Origin of the sequence: Neobacillus canaveralius, from assembly GCF_047237705.1 — a bacterium.
Lineage (GTDB): Bacteria > Bacillota > Bacilli > Bacillales > Cytobacillaceae > Neobacillus > Neobacillus niacini_K.
Genome location: NZ_JBDFLL010000002.1, coordinates 98445 through 121468 on the forward strand (window position 1 = coordinate 98445; position 23024 = coordinate 121468).

The following is a 23024-nucleotide window of genomic DNA, read 5'->3' on the forward strand; positions in this document are numbered from 1 at the left end:
TTCTTTCAACTTATTACCCACAATTATTTCTTACTAAAAGCGCTTGTTTAGGATTTTCGATTGTCATGATAGTAATCAATGATTCAGGACAGCCACGCTCTATTAAATAGGGTATGAATTTTTTAAGTAAGTAAGATAAGCTAATCGAGCCACCATATGCGCCAAGACGCTCACGTGTTGTATCTAAACTTAAAAGTATTTGCCGCACATATCCAGCTTCAATCATGTTTTCAATCAATATTGCTTCCATAGAATCCTCATGATATTTAAACCGACCGATGGTATCGTACTCTACAAAAATACCAGTTGCTAAAATCTCTTTATGTAATTGATAATCAAAATGGGTACGGTCAAGATGGCAAAGGATTAGTGAATCCAATGGAACAGAACGTTCTTCAAAATAACGGATAACCTGAAAAGGGTCCGCTCCTTTTTCCATATGAACCATGATTGGCAATCCTGTTTGAAGCTGGGCTTCAGCTGCAGCACTGAACATCTTTTCATTTCTAGGCTCAATACCATTAGGGCTAACAGCCGTTTTAATCATCCCTGCTTTAGCAGTTATTTGACTGACAGGCTCACCGTAATCAGACCCAACAAACATCCCTTTCAGAGCTTCTGAAATAAATATCTCAGCCAATTTTGTTTCATCAAATTTGAATATCCAATGGTTTGCCTCATAAAAATCAAGGCGATGGAAACCTGTTGATGCAACAATATCCACACCTGTTTGCCTTGATAAACAGGCTAAGTTCTCTTCCATCCTCCCACAGCCAAGAGGTTGTGCATCGACAAGAAGTGTCCCACCATTTCTTTTGTATTCCTCCACCTCAGCTAAAGTAAGACCGTAATCGTCAATCAATAGAACCTTGTTCAGTGTTGAAGGCTTTCCTTTTGCTAAAAATAAATGCTCATGACATTGAGAAAAGCCAATGTCACTAGCAGCTTTTTGATTTAAAACGGTTTGCACATATGGTTTCAAGGAAAGACTCTCCTTTTATAAGCTTTCTTTGTTATTAGCTGCGTTTTTTCTGGATTTGATCAAAGAAAACAACGATAATCAACAGTGCTCCGATTGCAATTTGTAACCAAAATGGTTCAATTCGAAGCAGGTTCCCAGCATTACGAAGAGTAGACATAATCAATGATCCAATAATGGTACCGATTACACTTCCTTGGGCACCAAATAAGCTTGCACCACCAATTACAGAGGAGGCAATTGCATCAAGCTCATAGGATGTACCAGCAGTAGGAACACCACTTGCTAAGCGTGAGGTCATCAATAATCCAGCGAGAGCGGAAAGTAAACCAGAAATCATATAAGCTCCATACGTTGTTGTTCTTACACTTACCCCAGAAAGACGTGCAGCCTCATCACTACTTCCGATAGCAAATAAGTTTCTCCCGAATACTGTATAACGCAAAATGACCATAAAAATGACTGAAATGATAAATAGGATAACAATCAAATATGGAATGCCAAAAATATCTGAATTAGCAATTTGTATAAATTCTCTTGGAACACCAGATATAATCTTGCCTTCACTGAATAAAAGTGTGGCACCTCGGACAATCGTCATCGTTCCCAAAGTCGCGATAAACGGAGTAATTTTCATATCGTAAATAATGAAACCATTTAATAATCCAATCAATAATCCCATAGCCAAGATGATTACAAATGTCATAAAGATTGAAACACCAGATACAAGTAACATTGCAGATGTAATGCACGATATCCCTAAGGTAGATCCTACTGATAAATCAATCCCTTTGGTAATAATGACGTAGGTTTGACCAATAGCAACGATAGCAATAATCGCTGTTTGCCTTCCCAGGTTTGATATATTATTCAAAGTGAAAAATCTTGGTTCTAAGAATGAGATTACTAGCCACATTAGAAATAAAATTAAAGGTAGTGATAACGAAAATATTAATTTATAATTCAGCTTAATTTTCTTTAACCCAACCGTTTCTTGTTCGACAACAATAGATTTTTCTGCCATGGTTTACCCCTCCATTCCTAAGCATATGCTGCTGTCATGATATCTTTTTCGACAAACCCTTCAGATCGCTTAAATTCACCCGTAATCAACCCTTCACTCATTACAAGGATTCGATCACAAACCTCGAGTAGTTCTGGCAAATAGGATGAACAGTAAAATACACATTTCCCTTCATCTGCAAATTGCCTTGAAACCTTAAAAATATCTCGCCGTGCCCCAACATCAATCCCTGCTGTTGGTTCATCAAGCAGCAATACCTTAATATCTGTCCCTTTCCATTTTGCAACTACAATTTTTTGCTGATTTCCTCCACTTAAATCATCAATATCCTGCTCTAAAGAACTATATTTCACATTAAAGTCTTTCATAATCTCTAAAGCTCGATTCTTTTCAAGGTTTGAATACGTGAATCCAAGGGTCGAAGCTTTTTTATAGGATGAAATATTGACATTTTTATAGATAGAAATTCTCGTTAAATACCCTTCCGTTTTGCGATCCTCAGCTACAAAACCAATCCCCTTTTTAATAGAGTGACGAGGATTTTTGGGATGAAATTCTTCCCCCTCAACCAGAATATCCCCTGATTTTGGCGGAATTGATCCATAAATACCTTTAAGTAATTCAGTTTTTCCTGCTCCTACTAGACCAAATAAACCAACCACTTCACCTTGTTTAAGTTTTAATGAAATTTCTTTATAATAGGGCTCATTCGAAAAATTCCTTAACTCGATTAAGTCTTCCTTTATCTCAGCAGTATAGTAAGCATCCCCTTCACTTTGCATCTTACCTGCAATTGCATCGATTAGCATATCGTTATTGACTTCAGTAATTGGCTTCGTCCAGATTTTATTGCCATCACGTAAAACGGTAAGTCGATCACATATTTGGAATATTTCCTCTAAGCGGTGGGAAATGTAAATAATAGAAACTCCTTGGTTAACTAATTCCTTCAAAATTTTAAACAGCTTTTGAACATCGTCCTCTGCTAAAAGAGCCGTTGGTTCATCAAGAATTAATAGATTGGCATTTTTAGATAATGCTTTTGCAATTGCGATAATTTCTTGATCCGCCATCTTAAGATGACCTACTTTTTCGTTAGGGTTAATATTACCGATACCGGCTTTTATCAGTGCATCTTTTGTAATCTTTATTGCTTTCTTTTTATTTACAAATAATCCGAAGTGTTTCGGCAGCTTTCCCATCATAATATTTTCCATGATGGATACCTCAGGTGCCAATTTTAAATCCTGATACACTACCGCTATCCCTAGATCCTCTAGCTCTTTTACAGGGATAGACTGGAAAACATGGTCTTTAACAATAATTTCGCCTTCTTCGGGAGAATAAGCGCCGGTCAGAATTTTAATTAATGTACTTTTACCTGCACCATTTTCACCAAGCAGCGCATGAATCTCTCCCGGCATGATTTCAAAATCTATTCCCTTAAGAGCAGTAGTACCCTTAAATTTTTTCACTATTTTTTTCATTTCGACTAGAGGCTTATTCAAGCAGATTCCCCCTCTTTTGATTCGCGCACACCCCAGAACTCTAGGGTGTGCGCATTTATGTTCTTATCGCTTCTCTGGATACAATAACTGTTGCACTTCTTCATCCTCGAAGTTTTCCATTGACACTGCTGTTACACCCGTATCTACTTCTTTTTCAACTTCTTTTCCTTCAAGTTTCGCGATCACATTCATGACACCTTTGTAACCCATTCCAAATGGATCTTGTACAATTAGATAGTCAATCGCACCAGATTTTAAAGAATTGATTTGCTCTTCGTCAGAATCGTATGCAATTACCGGAATCGAATCTTGTAAGTTCTCTTCTGAAATCGCACGCGCTACACCGATTCCAGTGTGATTATTATCAGCGAAGAATCCAAGAAGATCAGGGTTACTTGTAATAATATCTTGTGCTGTACCAAGTGCTTTTGTAATGTCATTGTCAACATAACGGGTATCAAGAACTTTGATATCAGGAGCTATTTCCTTCAAACGGTCAATAAATCCTTTATCACGATCCGTTAATACCTGTACACCAGCCATCGCACTGACTACTGCTACTTTTCCTTTTAATTCTTTTCCTGATTTCTGTAATTCTTCAACCAATTTATCAGCTGCAATCGCTCCACCCTTAAGGTTATCCGTTGCAAGAAAACTCACGAACTGATCGGTATTCACTCGATTATCAACTAAAACAACTGGAATATCTTGACTCATTGCATTTTCAATTCCCGGTACTGTTGCATCTGAGCTTGTTGATGCAATAACAATCCCATCCGGCTGACTGGTAATAATATTTTCTAAAATCGATACTTGCTTATCAATATCTGCCTCAGACGGGGGGCCATCAGTCGAAATTTTCACTTTATCTCCAAGTTCTTCTCCAGCCGCCTTTGCACCTCGTAATACAGTTTGCCAAAATCCAGAATCCGTTGCTTTGATAATGACTGCAATATCACGAGGTTCGTTGCCTTCTTCCTTTGAATCTTTCCCATTAGATGATTGACTACAAGCTACTAATCCACCCATTAAAGAAACTGCTAAAATCATTGAACCTACTTTTTTTCTAATCTTCATATAAATTCCCCTCCAAATTTTAAATATTTTAGTAGATATAACTATTATTTTTAGAAATTTTCTATAAGCTGGGCTTGGTAGGCTTTCCAATCCTCCCTAAATTGAATCAGACCTATGTCTGACATGGGATGATGTAACATTTGCATCAATACCTTGAAAGGCATGGTTGCAGCCTTTGCACCAAGTTCCGCAATGGAAACTATATCTTGAGTTCCTCGTAAACTAGCACCAATTACTTTTGTTTGAAATCCTTGAATGGAATACATCTGTGCGATATCTTTTATTAACTGATGTCCAGACCAGCCAATATCATTGATCCTTCCAACATATGGACTAACGTAACTTGCACCAGCTTTTGCTGATAGGATTGCCTGTGCTACCGAAAACACTAGAGTCATATTCGTTTCTATTCCTTGGTCCGATAGAATTTTGGAAGCTTTAAGGGACTCCGCTCCCATCGGCAGCTTAATCACTGGCTGGCTTAATAAAGCTGCAACCTCTTGGGCTTCCTTAACCATTTCCATAGAATTGTCACTTACGACCTGGTACCAAACCTTCCCATCCACTATTTCATTGATTTCAGCCAAGCGTTCCTTGTATGAGACACCTTGCTTTAAGAGAATGGAAGGATTAGTTGTAACTCCATCTAAAATCGATAAAGTCATCGCTTGCTTAATTTCTGTTAAATCTGCTGTATCAATGTAGATTTCCAATTAGCTCTCCCCTGCCTTGATAAAATCTCAATACTTTATCAGTAGTCTGGGTTGTCATACGCTGAGTTGCTTCTTCGCTTGCTGAGGCATTGTGTGGTGTTAGAATGATATTTTCTAGTTCTGCTAAAGGGGAATTCTTTAGTGGCTCTTCTTCAAATACATCAATAGCAGCCCCGGCGATTCTCTTTTCTTTTATGGCTTCATAAATTGCCTTTTCATCAATAATTCCACCTCTGGCTGTGTTGATAATAAATGTATTCGGTTTCATTTTTGCAAGACTATTTTTATTAATTAAGTGCTTTGTTTCGTTATTTAGAGGTAAATGAATACAGATTACATCACTTTGTTCAATAATCTCTTCTAATTCGCAGTAAGTGACTTCAAATTGATTAGCAAAGCTTTTATCTTGATAAAGATCATATGCTAGTATTTTCATATTAAATCCATATGCGCGTCTAGCAATCGATTTCCCTATCGCACCAAGTCCTAAAATTCCAATTGTCTTTTGATAGATTTCAGTGCCTGTTCGCTTTTTCCAAAGACCTTGTCGAATTTCCATATCACTAATATGAATTTGTCTCGCTAAAGATAGTAAGAGACCAAAGGTATAATCGGCTACTGCTTCTGTATTAACTCCAGGAGTATTTTCAACTTTAATTCCTTTTTCCTTTGCGAATTCTAAATCAATATTGTCAAGACCTACTCCATACTTTACGATTAATTCCAATTGATCAGCCGCTTCTAGCACTTTTTTTGTCACTTGATCAGTTCCAACAATGGCTGCGTGAACGCCTTTCAATCTCTCTGCGAGTTCGTTTTCCCTGAACGGACCTATTTCTCTTAAAATTTCAAATTGATTGGGATCAAATTGCTTTAAGATTTGACCCTCATCAAAAAAGCCATAGGATCTTGGGGTAATTAGTATTTTTTTCAAAAGAATTACCTCCACATTTATTATTCTCTAACGGTCAAAATACTTTTTGGCTTCTATTAAACTTTAAATCTATGAAAATTGGTAACGAGGATTATCTGCCGTTTTTACTGTGCCTGCCTCATTAACTATTACCTTTTTGAACCCTATCTTTTCAATTTCGCCATAGTTATGACCTGCATCTCCAGGGTAAGCTGCAAAGAATACAAATGGTTCATTCCCTGTATTTACAGTACGATGTGCCCAATTTGGGGGGACATAAGAAATGGTCCCTGGTTTCATATCCAACTCGTCATAGTCACCATCTTGGGTTTGCATTACTAGTTTACCTTCACCTTTAAAACAGAAATAAATTTCGGCTCTATTCAATATTTCATGGTAATGGCCCTTTGTCATAAAGAATTCTTCTCCGACTTTTCCAGGATATAAAACCGTGATACAGTGCTGGATATGCTCAATATTCTCGGGAACTTCTACATTAAATACTTCATAGATAAGGGGATTTTCATCTAACAATGCTTGGGCTGCCTCTTGATCCTGATACATTTCGACCATATCTGAAAGTCTTCTTGTTATCTCTTTCCCTTTTGGCTCTAAGATAGATTGAGAATCAATATAAAGTGTGTTAAAAGGTTTAAAATGTTTAGTCATTTTCAATTTTCTCTCCATTCTTTTTTTGACAATTTCTAAATATTAATCTACAACTAATATTTAGAAAATTTAAATTGTAGATAATCGTTCATAGACGGGGACAAGCTGCTCATACGCCTGATTGGAGGTTCTGTATAAGTTCTGATAGATTAGCTGATTTTCCCGAATCGGCATAATGGTTTCCTTTATATGAACCCATTTCTTCGATTCCTCAAAATCCTTTAAAATTCCAACTCCAACAGCTCCGGCAATTGCAGCACCCATTGATGTGGCTTCATCAAGTAAATGTGGAACCATGATCTCTACTCCATAAATATCTGCAAAAATTTGTTTCCACAGCTTACTTTTTGCAGCACCACCTAATACCCACATTTTTTCTATATTTACTCCAGCATTTAAAAATGAGTCCATAATAACCTTTAAGTTAAGCGTTACACCTTCCATTACTGCTCTTGTCAAATCAGCGCGATTATGTGTGATATGAAGGCCGACAAAAGTACCTCTAGCATCTGGATTCCACCTTGGAGAACGTTCCCCCATTAAATATGGAAGGTAAAGCAAACGATTCGAACCAGGTGGAGATAATGAAGCTGTATCATTCATGAAATCATAAACACTTTTTCCATTTTGAATTTCCTGTTGCTTCTCATTTAGATAAAGTTGATCTCGTACCCATTGATAAGATGCTCCCGCAGCTTGCATCGTTCCATTAGGAGAATATTTTGTAGGATCAAGATGGATCCATGTATACGTTTTCATTTCAGGGTCAAAAATAGGTTCTTCTGTTGCTAAGGCAATCCATGATGAGGAACCAATATAATTAAAGGCATCACCATTGGAAACAACACCCACACCCGCTGCTGCACAACAACCATCTCCACCACCAATGACAACAGGTGTATTGGGCATAAGCCCAGATTCTTGAGCAGCCCTTTGAGTGACCCCTCCAACAATATGAGTTGAAGGAAATACGTCAGGTAAAATACCTTCATCTATTTCCCATGTCTGTAAAATTTCTGAGGACCATTCTTTTTTTCTAATATCAAACATGTTCATTCCTGATGCATCAGAGTAGTCGGTAGCAAATACATCGGTTAATTTATGTACAAGAAAGTCTTTTGCATGAAGTATTTTATGGGCTTCACGAAAAATTTCCGGCTGGTTATTTTTAACCCAAACCAGCTTTGCACCTGAGTAGGAAGAACTGACCCGGTGACCTGTTATATGGTAGACTTCCTTCATTCCCAAGTTTTCTCTTAGTTTATGTGCTTCTTCCTCAGCCCTCATATCTGCCCAAATAATCGCATCACGTAATGGTTCTCCCTCACGATCGACAATGACACACCCCATCATTTGACCACTGAATGTAACACAAGCAATCGAACGAGCGTCAATCCTAGATTTTCGAATTAAAAGTTTCGTAGTTTCACAGACTGCTTTCCACCAATCATTTGGATTTTGTTCCGCCCAACCAATCATTTGGAAATTAGTATCATACCCACTGAAAGTACTCCCAACAATTGAACCATCTTCTGAAAATAAAGTGGCTTTATTTCCAGTAGTGCCAATGTCATGTGCAAGTATATAGCGACTCCTCACATGAATCCCCCCTATCTATACATCATTAAATTGATAAGTTGACGGTGAAGTTTGTTAAATCTCCTCGGTAACGGGCTAATGAATATTCAAAGATTCGGTTATCTTCCAAAAATCCTGTTGTTTTAATAAACATAGCAGCCGACACTTTTTCTAATTCTAACCATTTTGCATCTTCATCCGAAGCAACTACTGCTTCCATTACCCGCTGAGCTCTTTGAATTTTCAAGTTATAATTTAATTGAAGAGTTTCGTACAATGAAGCATTTGTTAAATCTGCATTTATCAAATCAGGAGCTAACTGTTTTGGTATATAAGTAGAAACAACAACCACTGGATTATCTTTGATATAACGCAATCTTTTTATAAAAATATAAGAAGAATAACCCTCTCCGAACACGCTTTCTAATTCTGGTGATGATAGAACTTCCTTTTGTTCAATAACCTTCGTTGAATATGGAAGCCCTTTTGCTTTCATTTCATTTTGAAAGCTAGTTAGATTTTCAAGGAATTGCTGACTGATTTTTGGTTTTGCAACAAAAGTCCCTAATCCCTTTTTCCGATTTAGGATTCCTTCATTTACTAGCTCATTAATTGCCTGCCGTACTGTCGGCCTGCTAATTTCAAATCTTTCCCCGAGATCTCGTTCAGAAGGAATCATTTCTCCTGGTGTTAATTTCCCTTCTTCTATTTCCTTTTTTATTAATTCTTTTAATTGATAATAAAGTGGCAGCGGACTCTCTTTATTAATAGAATCATTTAATAACAATTAATTCACCCCATCTACATTAATATCCTGTCATCCTGACAGGTCAGCGTGACGTTAAGTTGTCTTTACCAGTGACCTTGTAATTAATATATCAACTGTTTAAGCAATTGTCAATTTTATTTTTTGAATATTTAATCATTATTTTTCAAAATTTATTTTCAAAGTATTTGAATCTGATTAGGTCTTCAAGTTAGAGGCAATATTGATAGACTTCGAAGGTCTTATCAAGAAGAGAAAGAAATACTCCTAACTTTCGTTTATGTAAAGTAACCTACTATAACTTGCATCATAGATGAAAAATGGTATACCTATGATGAATACTATGATTATTTTATAAGTACGGAAGGACAAAGATTTTCTAAGAAGATACTAAACAAGGAATGACTGTTTCATTCGAGAAAGGGAACTATTATATATGAGCTCTAGATTTTCACTGAATTTCGAAAACAAAATAGTGCATTTAATAAAGAGAAAAAGTGCCTTGTTCAAAATAAGGCACTTTTTAGTAATTTGTTTCATTACTTTACTTATTAAAGAAAATATATGAATATATTGAATTTGATAATTATATACTCCCTTTGATTCCTCTGCCACTAATATAGATTTACATTGTCTTATAACACTGAAAATATGAGTGCCGTTTCAAGTCCACTCCAGAACCCAATCAAGCCTATTTTTTATTAAACACATCAATTAGATTCCTATTTTATCCTTGAAACTATTTCATTAATTTTTCTAAATAGCTCTAAATTCATCTGCCATGATAAGGAATCAAGATTTTTTTCCAGGTGTTCTGCTTTTGTCGCACCAGCAATAACAGGACCGACCTGATTCTGTGAGATTAACCAATTTAATGCAATTTCATGAATAGGCTTATCGATAACGGTTTCAACTTCTTTAGCAGCTTTGATGTAATTGTTTACTACCTTACCTTGAAGCTTTGGATTATTAATTGTTACACCTGTATCAAATTGTGTTTTTCCAGCAAGCAACCCTTGCATTAATGGACTATATGGCAAGAAAAATTGATTATTTTCTTCTAAGAAGGATAATAATGAATCTTTCACTTGATAGTTCAATGTAATTCCATGATAAGTATCTGCGTTTTGTTCAAATATATTATATAAACCTTGATGTGATACAACCTCTGTAATTTCCATTGCCTGTTTCATTAAATCAAGCGAAAAATTGGAAACTCCAATGTAGCGAATTTTCCCTTGATCCTTTAATAGAGCTAGAGCTTCCATCGACTCACGAATATCAGTATTCGGATCTGGCCAGTGAATTTGATACAAATCTATGTAATCAACTTGGAGTCGGTTTAAACTATCATCAATTTCTTTAAAGATGTTTTCTTTTGTTAAGTTATTGCGAACTTCTTTGTTTTCATTCCAAGCAAGACCTACTTTTGTTGCTAAAAATACTTTGTCTCTTTTTCCTTTTACTGCTTTTCCAACAACGGTTTCAGCATGGCCTAAGCCATAAACAGGAGCTGTATCAACGAAATTAATACCTCTATCAATCGCTGCATGAACGATTTTAATTGCTTCAATCATATCAAATTGTTCCCAATCCTGTGTTCCAGAAAATTGCCAAGTTCCTAGCCCTAGTATTGAAAGCTCTTCATCAATTACTTTATATTTTTTATATTTCATATTTATCCCTCCAAAATGTTGTAAATTATTACTTAATTCTGTCTGCAACATCTTTAACGGTAATTCACTGTCTACTTTAAACACTTTTTAATTATTCACAGTTCGGTTATAACTATGATATGAAACGGAATGAAGGATTATTAGAGTATTGGTTGAATGGCAAATTAACACCATACTTGTTTCCGTATTCATTGAGTATTGAATCCTTATTGTATCTATTAATATCCTAAAATGTTCCGTCCACAGCAACTATACCATAACCCAACAAATTATCGAATGATTTTATTTGCTTGCGTAGAAAGTATTTGTTTGATGTTTTTGAATCCTGAAATACATCAATACAAGGATTCAGCAGAGAAATTCTTAAACGCTTTAAGGGTTTAATTGAATTGGTTTTATTGGTTTTAACGGAACTAACACTTTAACTTCTGGTATTTTAGAAGTATCTCTTACAACCCTATCATCATCTACTATAAAACCAACGTAATATCCGTATTGGTTATAAACCCGGCCAAATTGCATTAGAAGTCAATAGATTTATTTATTAAATATACTTTTCAAACCTTGGATTTCCAAGTAAGGTATTGCAAGGTTTGTATGAAATATTTGACTTTTGTAAAATCCCCGATTTATATAGATTTTGCACATGCCTGGCACATCAAAAGGACAAATCAGTCTGATTTGTCCTTTTCTTAATGTATCCGCAAAGATGTCAATTAACTTAAAACGTTTTTATTTAGTTTCTACAATGCTCAAATATTTAATTACGTTTTGTGCAGCTTGTATTCCCAATTTTATGCTAGACTGAATAGACTGACCTCCAATATGGGGTGTGGCAATAACATTTTCAAGTTCAAGCAACTTATTATTTAATGGAGGCTCCCCTTCAAAAACGTCCAATCCTGCCGCTTTAACTTTCCCACTAATAAGGGCTTCGTATAAATCATCTTCGCAAATTAGTTCTCCTCTAGCAGTATTGACAATGATAACTCCATCCTTCATTGTACTTATCGTTGCTTTATTAATCATATGATGGTTTTCTTTCGTTGCAGGTGCATGAACTGAAATGAAGTCCGAAGACTCAAATAGCTTATCCAAAGAAACCATCTCAACGATTCCATAATCTTTTTCTACTATTCCCAAAGATTTAAATGGGTCGTAGGCCTTTATTTCCATGCAAAATGCTTTACCAATTCTGGCAATCGTTTCGCCGATTTGGCCAAATCCAATAATCCCTAATGTTTTAATATGTAAATCATTTTGAAGGACCGATGCTTTGTAATCCCCTTTATTTTCCTTTATACCCCTTGCCTCATTATAAAGATTTCTATTGGCAGCCATTAACAAGCTCCATGCCAACTCTGCAGTACTTTGACTGTTTGCCCCAGGGGTATTGGTGACGATAATTCCCTGCTGTTTTGCTAGGGCTAGGTCTATATTGTTTAATCCAACGCCATGCTTTGAAACGACCTTTAAATTCGGACACTTTTCAAAGACAATGGAACCAATTTTATCCGAACCGACTATACAAGCATCCGCTTCACCTATTAAACTAGCAATAATTTCTTCATCATAGACTTGATGATTCCTTTTTATTTCCACAATAAATCCTGCATTTTCAAGCAAACGGATGGGTTCATCAGATAGCTTGGCAAATGATCTTGCTAAACTAACAACCTTTTTCATAGTAAAAACTCCTTTAGCTCATTACATTTAAGATGGCGATTAGCCAAATCGGAGCGGTTACGGCTGAGAGCACTGTTGTAAAAGTGATTAATGATGCCGCAAGTTCTTTTTGAATATTATATTGCCCTGCAAGGATACCACCTGTTGCGCATGTTGGCATCGCTACAATCACGGTAGGAATAGCTAGGATCCAATCACGGAAGCCTAAAAAATACAAAAGACTGAATACTAAACCAGGAATTAAGATAAGTTTATTGAAAGCAAAATACCAAACTTCTTTATCCGCTATAACCTTACCAATCTTAGAGTCTGCCAACATAGCACCAATAATAATCATAGAAATAGGGGTATTGGTCGCACCAACTGCACCAAAGACATCTTTTATTGGAGTCAGCACAATATCAGCAGAAGCAGGAACGAAGTTTTGCAGCAACCACCACGCATATCCTGATAAACAAGCAATAATGACGGGATTAGTAAAAGTTGCTTTGATTCCATCTTTGTTCATTGGTTGTTTCGTAAATTGAGCAAATCCAATTGACCATAAAAATATATTATAAGGTAAGTTAAAAACTGACGCAAAGAATAATCCATCATTTCCAAAGAGCGCCTGTGCAAATGGGTATCCCATGAAAACAGCATTAGAATAAGTAGTATCAAATTGAAAAAGTCTCTTTTTATCTGCATCCTTTGGTGCTTTCACATATAAAATCTTTGTAATGATCAGCTGCATAGCTGGATAGAAAATAATGGCTATAATAATCAGGGCAACAGATGTTTTTGCCTTTCCCCAATCAAACGGAGCTAAAAATGAGTTAAATACAGCAAAAGGAATGATGACTTTAATTAATAAATCCGTTATCCCCTTTTGAAGGGCTGGTGTGATGACATTCTTCTTTTTCAGAACAAAGCCTAATAATATAAGTAAAATAATGGTAAATATTTTTTGATAGCCCGCAACTAGATCTAAACTCATACTAATTGAACCTCCTGTTGATTAACGTCCACCGTATCATAGAATTTTGCTAGTTTATCCCCATTTTCTTTCCATTGACCGTATAATTTCGCGTATTTTATGGTTGGATTGTAGATTTTATACAGGTTTTTCCGTTTACTTGGTGTGAGACCAATTGCCTCAGCAGCCACAAAAGCAGCCCCACAAGATCCTAAATAATCGAAATCTCCAAGAATACCAATCGGAACTGGTAAGGTACCTGCAAGATACTCCATAAGAATTTCGGATTTGGCCCCGCCACCAGCTACCACTAACATTTCTTTGTTTTCGCTTACCACTTTATACACTTCGTTATACATGGAAGCAATTGAGAAAGCCACGCCACGAATGATCGCACAGCTATAGTCATTCTTAGTAGTATCCATTCCTCCACCGACAATCGTTTCTTTTAAAGAGCTTGACCAATATGGTGTCCTCTCTCCATATTTCCATGGGTATACCATGATTGAATTGTCAGCATTACTTGGGTCAAGCTCCCAATCTTTTAGAATATCTATTTTTCTAAAGTGATCTAATACTGAAGACCCATTAGAACTTATACCGCCAACAACCCAAGTTTCTTCATCAACCACGTATGTCCATACTTTATTAAAATCAATTTTGGAAATATCCTTTACAAAGCCTCTTACAGCCATGGAAGTTCCAATATTTGCAGCCATGGAGGAAGTTCCACTTGAAGCATAGGAAGCGGATGGGCCATCTCCCAGTCCACAAGCAAGGTATATTGGGTAATCAACATGAATCTCAGGATGAACAATCATTCCCACAGAATGGTTAAATTTTTTAATTTCTGGCATATCTTCTATTGAAAACCCAGCTAACTTAAGAAGTTCTTCATTCCATGTTCTATTAACAACATCTAGGAACCCATAGGAAGATAAATTACAGTAGTCTCCAGCAAGATGGCCAGTCAGCTGCTTAACAATCGCTTCCTGAAGTCCAAAAGGCATAATTTCACCTTTAAAATTTGGATCATTTTTTGCAGATAAAATTTTATAAGCAGGAAACAATGTATCAGTTGGACAGCCTGAGCGGTCTGTAAATCGCTCAAGTATCTTCTCCACTCTAGGATCTTTCTCCCAAGGGACATTCCACTGATAAACAATATCCTCCTCATTACGTCTAACAACAAAAGAATACATTTGTGTTGATAATGCTACTGATTGAACATTATTAGTTTCTGCAACCCTATTAATAGCTGTAATAATGGTGTTAACAAATTTATTAACCGTAGAAATTCCTATTCCAATTTCATCTTCTTGATATTTCATTGAAAAATTTTCAACCAGTTTATCATCTGTTATGGAATAGACACTTACCTTTAAAGCTGAAGTTCCAACATCAAGCCCGATTGTTACACTACTCATTACTGTATCCTCCTTAATTGACTTTTTCAGAAAAGCGCTTTCTTTTTCAATGTTTATATTAACTTCATCTGAAAATAATATCAATAGCATTTCAGATATTTTTCACTAATCACTCTATTTTTTCACAATTTTTTCACTAATTAACATCATTTTTGCAATATTTATTGAAAATATATAAATTTTTTTCATTTTTTTGTTGACTCATACTGAAAATTTTTCTATAATCCAGTTGTGAGTTAAAGAAAAACAATTGGAGGTTACATAATATGAGTAAAATTACTGGAGTCATTTCCCCTTGTATTACTATTTTTAATGAAAATAATGTGATTGATCAAGAAGCTACATTGAATTTATGGATGGATCTCTTTGAGAACAAGGTGGATGGTTTATTTGTCACTGGTTCATATGGACTTGGCCCACTCATGACTAAAGAGGAAAGAATTACTCTATTTAATATTGCGGTAGAAGCAAAGAAAAACTATCCGGATAGATCGATTATTGCCCACGTTGGTGCACCAGATACAGAAACTGCCGTTTTCCTGGCAAAAGAAGCGGAAAAGATGGGATTTGATGCCGTAGCTGCTGTGCCACCTTGGTACAATAAATATAATGAAGAACAAATATTTAATTATTTCAAAGCCATTATTAAGTCGGTTAACATTCCTGCTTACGCCTACAATAACCCTAATACATCAGGCTATATGTTTACTTTAAAGTTCGTAAACAGACTTCAAGAGATTGGTTTGAAAGGCCTCAAAGATGCATCAGTAGATTTTAAATTCTTATCGGCCGTATATTACGATGCAATGATTCATAATAAAGATTTTCATGTGATTCTTGGAACAGAAAATTGCTGGTTAACTTGGAGCCAAATGGGGGCAGATACCATTATTGGAGGGATGACCAACTATGTCCCTGATGTTGATTATAAAGTGAAAGAAATTTTCAAAACAGATAACTATACAGCAAAAGTGGAGGCATATACACTCCTTTCCCAATTTAGATCAAAAGTATTATTCACGGATTCTACTATTTGTTCTCACCTTGCACTGAATGCACAAGGAAAATATTCAGGTTATACAAGAGCACCTTTAGCAATTCCGGAAAATCCTACAAAAGTGGAAGAACTTGCAGGTTTCATTCAAAAAATCAGAGAAGACATCGACTCAGTTATTTTAAAATATGATTTAACTATTGGACTAGAATCTGCTCTAGCCTAATAACAGCAGATCCTAGCTTCAAAAGGAATACTCCCCCATCAAAGGACCTATGGGGGAGTTTTTTATATAAAAAAAGCCATGTTTTGAAAACTCAACATGACCTTACATGGACTCCCTGCGAATGATTTCATAGGGAACTATATAATTGACGGAAGTAAATTGCTCCTTGACTAACCGTTCGAGAATAAATTCTACCACTGAGTTTTTATCCAGATCAACAGTTGTAAGGGATGGCGTAACTACCCTAGTTATTTTATTGTTCCCAACACCTGATAGCAAAATATTTTTACCTGGCCAGATATTTTTTTCTAAAAGTCCTCTATGAATTCCTAACGCTAAGTTGTCGGTAGCACAAATAACTGCATCATACAGACTAAAGTCAGTCGTCTTCGAAAGTTTGTACGATTCTTCAATATCACATCTACATTCCATATACTGATAGGAAACTTCCGACTCTGTTACCGCTTGTAAAAAACCTTCAAACCTTTTAAAACCCACTTCAATATCTGTCTTAAATGTTCCAATATATAAAATCTTCCTACTTCTGTTTTCAATTGCTATTTTTGTTAAATCATACATTAATGAAAAATTATTATAGTTAATATTGATACAATTTCCATAAACCTGCCCATAAGAAAATATTGGAACCATAGATTCATTGATAACCGCCTGAACTTCCTCATGAACCCTTAGTGGCTTATACACTATGGCACTATAATTTTTGTTTATGATAGAGCGCAACAATTTGGACTCTTCCAAAGGAGTTCCTTCCACCGTGTAGTAATCAATTTTATATTGTTTTTGAAGCAATATAGAGTTTAAATTTTGGATAAAATCAGATGTTTGATACGAATCAAATCTTGGAATTAATACAGCGATGTCAGAATTCTCACATGGTTCGTTTTTAGCTTGTTTTGATTTACAGTTATAACCAAGTTCTTCTGCGACTTTTAATATCTTTTCTTTATCTACTTTTTTTATTGCCCCCGTTTCATTTACTGCCCTAGATACTTTAGCAACGGAGAAACCAGTTGCATCTGCTATCTCTTTCAAAGTTACTTTTGCCATAACATCACGTTCCATTCATCTTAACCATTTTTATTGTAATTTTAATCTATTCAAACAATGTTTTGACCCCATAAAACAAAATTATGTGTAAATTAATTTACATATTATAATACAATTACCATTCTACTTTTCTTTGTGAAATTTTTCAATAGGAACAACGATATGTGAAATTTTCTATTATTCATATACCTTATTCTTTATATTAAAAACATGGCATTTACTTTAGATGAATGTGATTAGGAAAAAACGTAAAGCAACACAATGGAAGAGCATGTTGTATTGATCAATTAAATGTTCACCAATATCTTTTTTGCCTCTTAAATAACTACGGTGGGTGTGGGAACAATTCTTTCATTTTTAATTTTTCTAAACATTTTTATTAAAGTCCAGAGAGGGTCAATCCATCCTGCAAATTCATATGTCCCCTCAAAAGATTGATGAACATAAATAAAATCAGCAACAATTTGAAAAGAAAAGCAGATTGAAATAAAAGTGAAAATAGTTCTTTTATTATTACTTCTTGTTGTATAGTACAATAAAATGGAAATAAATAACAAATAGAGGTCAATCACAGGATAAGCAATTCCAACGAAACCTGTTATAAAGTTACCACTTAAATTAAAAAGAATATCTGATAAAAGCAATTCCCAAATTAATGCGGAGACAACAATCATAAAAATGCAAATATCAAAATAAGGTATCGGATAATTTCATTCTTATTTACTACGTTGTTCAATTCATAAATCAGAGCAAAAGCCCATATTATACGCTAGTAACCAAAAATAATCAGCCATATCAGGATAGGGTACGCTTATACGCAAAAGTAAATATTAATAAGCCCAATTTAGCCACGCTAATATATATGGAATTGTGCCCAACCCTAAGAATAGCCAAAAATAAAAACCTTCATCTTTTTCTTTTTTTTTACATAAAATGTTTTAAGAATCCAAACAAGGCTTACGACATAACCGATAAAAGAAAAAGTAAACTCTCCAATCGCTCTTATGTATACATGGTTATAAAAAAATAAATCCACAAATAGGATAAAGTAATAATTGCAGTTATAAAAACTGTTGCTGGTTTTCGTAATAATGTGGCCATATTTTATTCCTCCATATTAAGCTGCCTTTTAAGGAATAGCTTAATGTTTCCCTTTATGGAATACTCTTTCCAAGTAATTTATATTGTCCCCTTTTAAATAATAAAATAGATATTACCAATGATTCCTATTTCCAAATGATTTAGTTCCTATCTTAATTCATTCCGCCCCTATGCCTCCTTTCGCATGAACCTCTCCTTTTCAAATCATTTAATCCTTAAACTTTTCTTTAATTCTTAAAAACTCATTCACATTATTAAGGACTATCTCTACTAGAATAGGATCGAAATGTTTTCCTTTTTCACATTTGAAATAATCTATAATATCTTTGATTTCCCAAGGCTTTTTATATACCCTCTCAGAACTTAAAGCATCAAAAACATCTGATACTGTTGTAATTCTTCCATACAAAGGGATTTCTTGCTCCTTTAAACCTCTAGGATACCCAGTGCCATCATATTTTTCATGATGGGTATAAGCAATAATTGCTGCTGTTTCCATAAGCTTTGTGTTTGAATGTTTTAACATTTGATACCCTATTTCTGTATGAGTTTTTATGATATCAAATTCTTCATTCGTTAATTTACCTGGTTTATTCAAAATTGAATCAGGAATAGCAACCTTACCAATATCATGCAAAGGTGAGGCAAGTTTCAATAACTCTATCTCATCACTTTGTAAACCATATTTTAATGCAAGAAATTGGGAATATTCTGCAACACGTCTTACATGATTACCTGTTTCTTGACCTTGTTTCAGTAATTTCTCCTAATCTAAAAACTATTTCCTTCTGTGTAATTTCGAGTTCGCTTGAAAGAATTTCCACATCCTCAAATGCTTTTGAAAACTTTTTATAAACCAAATACGACTGAGCTGCACAAAATGCTACTAATCCAATTGGCATTAAAAGCATGGTATGAATCATTTGTTCATTATAAAGGAGATCATTAATAACTGTTGCAATTAGAACGGCAAACAACACTCCTATTACCTTCGCACCTTCATGTTTTTGGATGATAGCTTTTATTAATACATATAAGAAATATGGAATTAAAAATAGTAATAATAAATATAGAATATAAACAGTATTTGTAAAAATTTTCGGGGTAGTAAAAATCACAATAGGGATACAAAACAATGAACACACAACTGAAATTGCTAGAAATGTCCTTCTCATTTCATTAGGGAAAAGTGCAGAAAAATATTTTATAAATAGAGGAAGGCATAAAAATACAATGATATAGTTTAATTTGAAAGCATATTCCCATCTTAAAGTTGGGAATATGTGAAAGATATAGGAATCCCCAACTAATAAAACCCGTATCCCTATTAAAAGACAAAACAAACTAAAATATAAGGATACAGAGTCTTTTCTTCTATTGAAGTACAGATTTAATTGATTTATACCGATCGCAATTAGTGCACCAATGCTAAACCATTCAAGAAAAGTTTTCAACTTCATTTTTTCTTCAATATTTTTGGGATTTCCTAAAAATACGGAACCTGTTATTCCTGTTTTCCGATGATAATAATTTGAAACCTGTAATAATACATGGACCTCCTTTTGAGATGGATTAAAATAAATAACACTCGGCTTGCCAAAGGGTACACTCCCCTTTTCTGTCATGGCTACTTTCCCAATTTCTGAAACAAGTTCTCCATCGATCCAGAGTCGATTAGCAGTGTAAATTTTGGGCAAGTACAAGGCTTGGGGTTTTCCTATTTTATTTTCAGGAAAATGGATAATCAAATGGTAAGTACCATAACCATTTCTTTTATCCCAAGTTCCAGGGACCTCCATTGTATCTACAGCTAAATGATTTATTTTAGGGATATCATTTGGTAACAATAATTGGTTACTATAAAAATCCCATTTTCCATTTAAGCGAACCATTTGATCATTAGGCTGTATAAATACTTCACTATTTTTTATGTAAATATCCTTATCTGTTTGACAACCTGCCAAACAGATAAGGAATAAGGAAATTAATATAGTATAAAGCAATTTATTTTGCATGCAACCTACTCCTATATCTTGGTATGTCTCTTTTTATTCTTCAGTTTGTTCTATTCCACAATATCTTGTATTACTATTATTTACTTAAAATAATGAAATTTGTATTACCAATGTTTCCTATTTCATGAAAATTGGGTCCTATCTTTTAATAGGAACCAATTCCTATTTCTAATTTCTAATTTCTAATTTCTAATTTCTAATTTCTAATCTATTATCAATTCTTATTTACATAATGGTACTAACTGGCACATTAGCAAAAAGCGTTCCTGCTGAATGCAGAAACGCTTTCTTTAATTGAATTAAAAAATCTGTTTTTGTATCAAGATATCTCCGAATTGCGACAAATTATTAACATAACTTATTTTATTTTTGCTACAATTTTACCCTTAACATGCCGTTCAGATAGACAGAATAAAGCATCTGGAACTTCCTCAAGGCTTATTACTTCATTTACCATAGGTGAAATTCTACCCTCTTTAACTAACTTAAGCATTTCTTCACCCATTTTCCCCAGGTCTTGTTGAGCCTTTCGGCTACCAGATTGGTGTGCTGCACCGAGGGCGATTTCATGATAAGAAACCGATTTTGTGAAAGGTTTTATTTTGGTAAAATCAGGTGCACCTGAAATAAAGACAATGTGTCCCAAGAAGGCAAGAGCATCTAGTGAATCCGTTGCACTTTGTCTGCTTACTGCATCCACCAATGCATCAACACCGCGACCATTCGTAATTTCCATCACTCTTGCGATCACATCTTCATCATGGTAATCAATGACATAATCTGCACCAAGTGTTATTACATACTCATGGTTATGACTGGAAGCAGTGGAAATCACCTTTTTGCCTGCATTTTTGGCTAATTGAACAGCGAATCCCCCTACTCCGCCCGCACCGCCATGTATTAAAATGGTTTCAACTTGATCCATTGGCAGTTTACGGAATAACGATTGGTATGCTGTGTACCCCGCTGTCGGCAAAGCAGCAGCAGCTTCAAAAGTTACTTCGTCTGGAATTCGAGAAACAGTATGGGCAGTGGTAACAGCATATTCCGCATAGCCGCCTTTCTTTGTGAGGTCGCCATGATAAACTACTCGATCACCTTTTTTCCACTGAGTGACCCCTTCACCAATCTCTGCCACTTTACCTGCAACATCTAAACCAAGAATATGAGGATAAGACCAATTTGGATTGCCACCAATAGCTGTTTTATAATCAACAGGATTTAACCCAACTGCACACACCTCTACTAAAATCTCACCCGGACCTGGTTTTCGTGTTTCGACTTCTTCTACCTTCATGTCTTTCCATTTACCTTTATCACGTAATAGCAATGCTTTCATTTATCTCATCCTTTTCATGCAATCATAATAAGTTTTGGAACAAAGTTTATAATCTATACTGTTTCTGATGGAAACAAGAAAAATGATTTAGTTGACCTTAACATATTTTCGTGATAATTTGTATATGCAAATGAAAAAAAGGATTGATTACATGAATATTGAAGAAGAACAAGTATTAATACATTGTCTTTACTTTACAGCCAGCAGGTTTGCTCGTAACATTACAAAATTAACCGAAAAAACATTTGACTTTGGTGATCTTGCTCCTTCCTATCTTTACATGATCATGATTGTGAAGTTCCATCCGGAAATTACACAGAAGGAACTATGTCATAAGTTATCTATTGCACCTTCCACAAGTACGAGGTTTATTGATAAACTTGAAAAATTAAACCTGGTCACCAGAAAAATGGATGGAAAACAAACACTGATTTCTTTAACAGAAGAAGGAGAAAAGGTGTACCTGCAGTTTCGGGTTTCTCTAAAAGAATTGTTTGACAGCTATTCTGAAATCTTAGGACGCGAGTTCAGTAAAGATTTAAGTAAAACACTTCATGAAGCGAGCAATAAGTTAGAAAGAGAACTGTAATTTTTTTTAATCTTTCATTTGCATATACAAATATAAAAGGGGCTTAATTATGTCAGAAAAAATATTGCTAATTGTTGGTGCTGGACCAGGAATTAGCATAAATACAGCAAGGAAATTCGGAAAAGAAGGCTTTAATGTTGCCTTGATTTCCCGCAATATGGAGTCATTACAGAAATATGAAAATGAACTTAAAAATGATGGGATTGCAGCACAAGGATTTCCAGGGGATATCTCTTCAGTAGAATCTTTAAAAGCAGCCATTAATTCGGTAATTAAAACTTATGGAAAAATAGATATACTCTTATACAATGCTGCTGCAGGAAGACCCGGCAAACCAACCACATTAAGCGTGGGTCAATTAGTGGAAGATTTTAAAATCAGTGTAGCTGGAGCTCTTAACAGTGTAAAAGAAGTGATTCCCCATATGGAAAATGGAACAATTTTGTTAACCGGCGGTGGATTAGCTCTTCACCCCTATGCTGAATACGCTTCATTAGCGATTGGAAAAGCAGGTATTCGCAATTTAGCATACAGCTTGCACCAAGAATTGAGACCTAAAGGAATTTATGTTGGAACATTAACGATTAAAGGGTTTGTACAAGAAGGAACCTATTTCTCACCTGAAAATATTGCGAATACTTTTTATAGTATGTATGAAAATCAAACGGAGACAGAAATTATATTTGAAGAAAAGTAAAATTTTTTAACATTACATTTGTAT

At 35.0% G+C, this 23024-nt stretch carries 22 protein-coding genes; 3 read left to right on the forward strand and 19 right to left on the reverse strand.

The window, feature by feature from the left end; all coding sequences use genetic code 11:
• Positions 1-13: 13 nt before the first annotated feature.
• The 14 genes from ABC255_RS28680 to ABC255_RS28745 all read right to left on the reverse strand — a co-directional run bounded on the left by ABC255_RS28680 (position 14) and on the right by ABC255_RS28745 (position 14971).
• The gene (locus ABC255_RS28680) at positions 14-982 is read right to left on the reverse strand and encodes a phosphotriesterase family protein (RefSeq protein WP_412998723.1); all 969 of its coding nucleotides are present in this window, start codon (positions 980-982) and stop codon (positions 14-16) included.
• A 34-nt stretch (positions 983-1016) separates the two neighbouring features.
• Positions 1017-2003: an ABC transporter permease gene (locus tag ABC255_RS28685; protein ID WP_412998724.1), complete on the reverse strand. Its 987-nt coding sequence runs from the start codon at positions 2001-2003 to the stop codon at positions 1017-1019.
• 17 nt (positions 2004-2020) lie between these two features.
• Positions 2021-3511 carry a sugar ABC transporter ATP-binding protein gene (locus ABC255_RS28690; RefSeq protein WP_412998725.1) on the reverse strand — a complete coding sequence of 497 codons (1491 nt, stop codon included), beginning with the start codon at positions 3509-3511 and terminating at the stop codon, positions 2021-2023.
• 63 nt (positions 3512-3574) lie between these two features.
• Positions 3575-4588: an ABC transporter substrate-binding protein gene (locus ABC255_RS28695; protein WP_412998726.1), complete on the reverse strand. Its 1014-nt coding sequence runs from the start codon at positions 4586-4588 to the stop codon at positions 3575-3577.
• Between the two features lie 50 nt (positions 4589-4638).
• Positions 4639-5301, reverse strand: a complete 663-nt coding sequence (gene fsa, locus ABC255_RS28700) for a fructose-6-phosphate aldolase (protein WP_412998727.1) — start codon at positions 5299-5301, stop codon at positions 4639-4641.
• Positions 5285-6235 (reverse strand): phosphoglycerate dehydrogenase, encoded by a 951-nt coding sequence (locus ABC255_RS28705; protein ID WP_412998728.1) that lies wholly within the window; start codon positions 6233-6235, stop codon positions 5285-5287. The genes fsa and ABC255_RS28705 overlap by 17 nt, the downstream gene beginning before the upstream one ends.
• Positions 6236-6304: 69 nt before the next feature.
• On the reverse strand, positions 6305-6883 hold the full coding sequence (locus ABC255_RS28710) for a glucose-6-phosphate isomerase family protein (RefSeq protein WP_412998729.1): 579 nt from the start codon (positions 6881-6883) through the stop codon (positions 6305-6307).
• Between the two features lie 69 nt (positions 6884-6952).
• Positions 6953-8482: a xylulokinase gene (gene xylB, locus ABC255_RS28715; protein WP_412998730.1), complete on the reverse strand. Its 1530-nt coding sequence runs from the start codon at positions 8480-8482 to the stop codon at positions 6953-6955.
• Between the two features lie 25 nt (positions 8483-8507).
• Positions 8508-9248 (reverse strand): GntR family transcriptional regulator, encoded by a 741-nt coding sequence (locus ABC255_RS28720; protein WP_412998731.1) that lies wholly within the window; start codon positions 9246-9248, stop codon positions 8508-8510.
• Between the two features lie 701 nt (positions 9249-9949).
• Positions 9950-10903: an aldo/keto reductase gene (locus ABC255_RS28725; protein WP_412998732.1), complete on the reverse strand. Its 954-nt coding sequence runs from the start codon at positions 10901-10903 to the stop codon at positions 9950-9952.
• A gap of 372 nt (positions 10904-11275) precedes the next feature.
• Complete coding sequence (locus tag ABC255_RS28730) at positions 11276-11425, reverse strand: hypothetical protein (RefSeq protein WP_412998733.1); 150 nt, start codon at positions 11423-11425, stop codon at positions 11276-11278.
• Between the two features lie 210 nt (positions 11426-11635).
• Positions 11636-12589 carry a phosphoglycerate dehydrogenase gene (locus ABC255_RS28735; protein WP_412998734.1) on the reverse strand — a complete coding sequence of 318 codons (954 nt, stop codon included), beginning with the start codon at positions 12587-12589 and terminating at the stop codon, positions 11636-11638.
• Positions 12590-12602: 13 nt separating this feature from the next.
• Positions 12603-13565 carry an AEC family transporter gene (locus tag ABC255_RS28740; protein WP_412998735.1) on the reverse strand — a complete coding sequence of 321 codons (963 nt, stop codon included), beginning with the start codon at positions 13563-13565 and terminating at the stop codon, positions 12603-12605.
• The gene (locus tag ABC255_RS28745; protein ID WP_412998736.1) at positions 13562-14971 is read right to left on the reverse strand and encodes an FGGY-family carbohydrate kinase; all 1410 of its coding nucleotides are present in this window, start codon (positions 14969-14971) and stop codon (positions 13562-13564) included. The genes ABC255_RS28740 and ABC255_RS28745 overlap by 4 nt, the downstream gene beginning before the upstream one ends.
• Positions 14972-15237: 266 nt before the next feature.
• Between ABC255_RS28745 and ABC255_RS28750 the strand changes: the two genes are divergently transcribed.
• Complete coding sequence (locus ABC255_RS28750) at positions 15238-16191, forward strand: dihydrodipicolinate synthase family protein (protein WP_412998737.1); 954 nt, start codon at positions 15238-15240, stop codon at positions 16189-16191.
• A 102-nt stretch (positions 16192-16293) separates the two neighbouring features.
• On the opposite strand, the gene ABC255_RS28755 is transcribed toward ABC255_RS28750, so the two are convergent.
• The 5 genes from ABC255_RS28755 to ABC255_RS28775 form a co-directional block, all read right to left on the reverse strand.
• Positions 16294-17274, reverse strand: a complete 981-nt coding sequence (locus tag ABC255_RS28755) for a LacI family DNA-binding transcriptional regulator (RefSeq protein WP_412998738.1) — start codon at positions 17272-17274, stop codon at positions 16294-16296.
• 302 nt (positions 17275-17576) lie between these two features.
• Positions 17577-17903, reverse strand: a complete 327-nt coding sequence (locus tag ABC255_RS28760) for a hypothetical protein (RefSeq protein ID WP_412998739.1) — start codon at positions 17901-17903, stop codon at positions 17577-17579.
• Between the two features lie 665 nt (positions 17904-18568).
• Entirely contained in the window at positions 18569-19117 is a 549-nt protein-coding gene (locus ABC255_RS28765; RefSeq protein ID WP_412998831.1) for an HD-GYP domain-containing protein, read from the reverse strand.
• A complete protein-coding gene (locus ABC255_RS28770) occupies positions 19092-20375 on the reverse strand; it encodes a 7TM-DISM domain-containing protein (protein WP_412998740.1) in 1284 nt (427 codons plus the stop codon). Before ABC255_RS28770 ends, ABC255_RS28765 begins: the two co-directional genes overlap by 26 nt.
• Positions 20376-20733: 358 nt before the next feature.
• A complete protein-coding gene (locus ABC255_RS28775) occupies positions 20734-21714 on the reverse strand; it encodes a zinc-binding dehydrogenase (RefSeq protein ID WP_412998741.1) in 981 nt (326 codons plus the stop codon).
• A 151-nt stretch (positions 21715-21865) separates the two neighbouring features.
• Here ABC255_RS28775 and ABC255_RS28780 point away from each other — a divergent pair, with 151 nt between their 5' ends.
• On the forward strand, positions 21866-22303 hold the full coding sequence (locus tag ABC255_RS28780; protein ID WP_412998742.1) for a MarR family winged helix-turn-helix transcriptional regulator: 438 nt from the start codon (positions 21866-21868) through the stop codon (positions 22301-22303).
• A 49-nt stretch (positions 22304-22352) separates the two neighbouring features.
• Complete coding sequence (locus tag ABC255_RS28785; RefSeq protein WP_412998743.1) at positions 22353-23000, forward strand: SDR family oxidoreductase; 648 nt, start codon at positions 22353-22355, stop codon at positions 22998-23000.
• The last annotated feature ends 24 nt before the right edge of the window (positions 23001-23024 follow it).

Coding starts and splice junctions, on each gene's coding strand:
- ABC255_RS28695 (WP_412998726.1), bottom strand. CDS start 4,588: ATGAAGATTAGAAAAAAAGTAGGTTCAATGATTTTAGCAGTTTCTTTA.
- ABC255_RS28780 (WP_412998742.1), top strand. CDS start 21,866: ATGAATATTGAAGAAGAACAAGTATTAATACATTGTCTTTACTTTACA.
- ABC255_RS28775 (WP_412998741.1), bottom strand. CDS start 21,714: ATGAAAGCATTGCTATTACGTGATAAAGGTAAATGGAAAGACATGAAG.
- ABC255_RS28725 (WP_412998732.1), bottom strand. CDS start 10,903: ATGAAATATAAAAAATATAAAGTAATTGATGAAGAGCTTTCAATACTA.
- ABC255_RS28750 (WP_412998737.1), top strand. CDS start 15,238: ATGAGTAAAATTACTGGAGTCATTTCCCCTTGTATTACTATTTTTAAT.
- ABC255_RS28770 (WP_412998740.1), bottom strand. CDS start 20,375: ATGCAAAATAAATTGCTTTATACTATATTAATTTCCTTATTCCTTATC.
- ABC255_RS28745 (WP_412998736.1), bottom strand. CDS start 14,971: ATGAGTAGTGTAACAATCGGGCTTGATGTTGGAACTTCAGCTTTAAAG.
- ABC255_RS28735 (WP_412998734.1), bottom strand. CDS start 12,589: ATGAAAAAGGTTGTTAGTTTAGCAAGATCATTTGCCAAGCTATCTGAT.
- ABC255_RS28730 (WP_412998733.1), bottom strand. CDS start 11,425: ATGCAATTTGGCCGGGTTTATAACCAATACGGATATTACGTTGGTTTT.
- ABC255_RS28740 (WP_412998735.1), bottom strand. CDS start 13,565: ATGAGTTTAGATCTAGTTGCGGGCTATCAAAAAATATTTACCATTATT.
- ABC255_RS28755 (WP_412998738.1), bottom strand. CDS start 17,274: ATGGAACGTGATGTTATGGCAAAAGTAACTTTGAAAGAGATAGCAGAT.
- ABC255_RS28710 (WP_412998729.1), bottom strand. CDS start 6,883: ATGACTAAACATTTTAAACCTTTTAACACACTTTATATTGATTCTCAA.
- ABC255_RS28685 (WP_412998724.1), bottom strand. CDS start 2,003: ATGGCAGAAAAATCTATTGTTGTCGAACAAGAAACGGTTGGGTTAAAG.
- ABC255_RS28785 (WP_412998743.1), top strand. CDS start 22,353: ATGTCAGAAAAAATATTGCTAATTGTTGGTGCTGGACCAGGAATTAGC.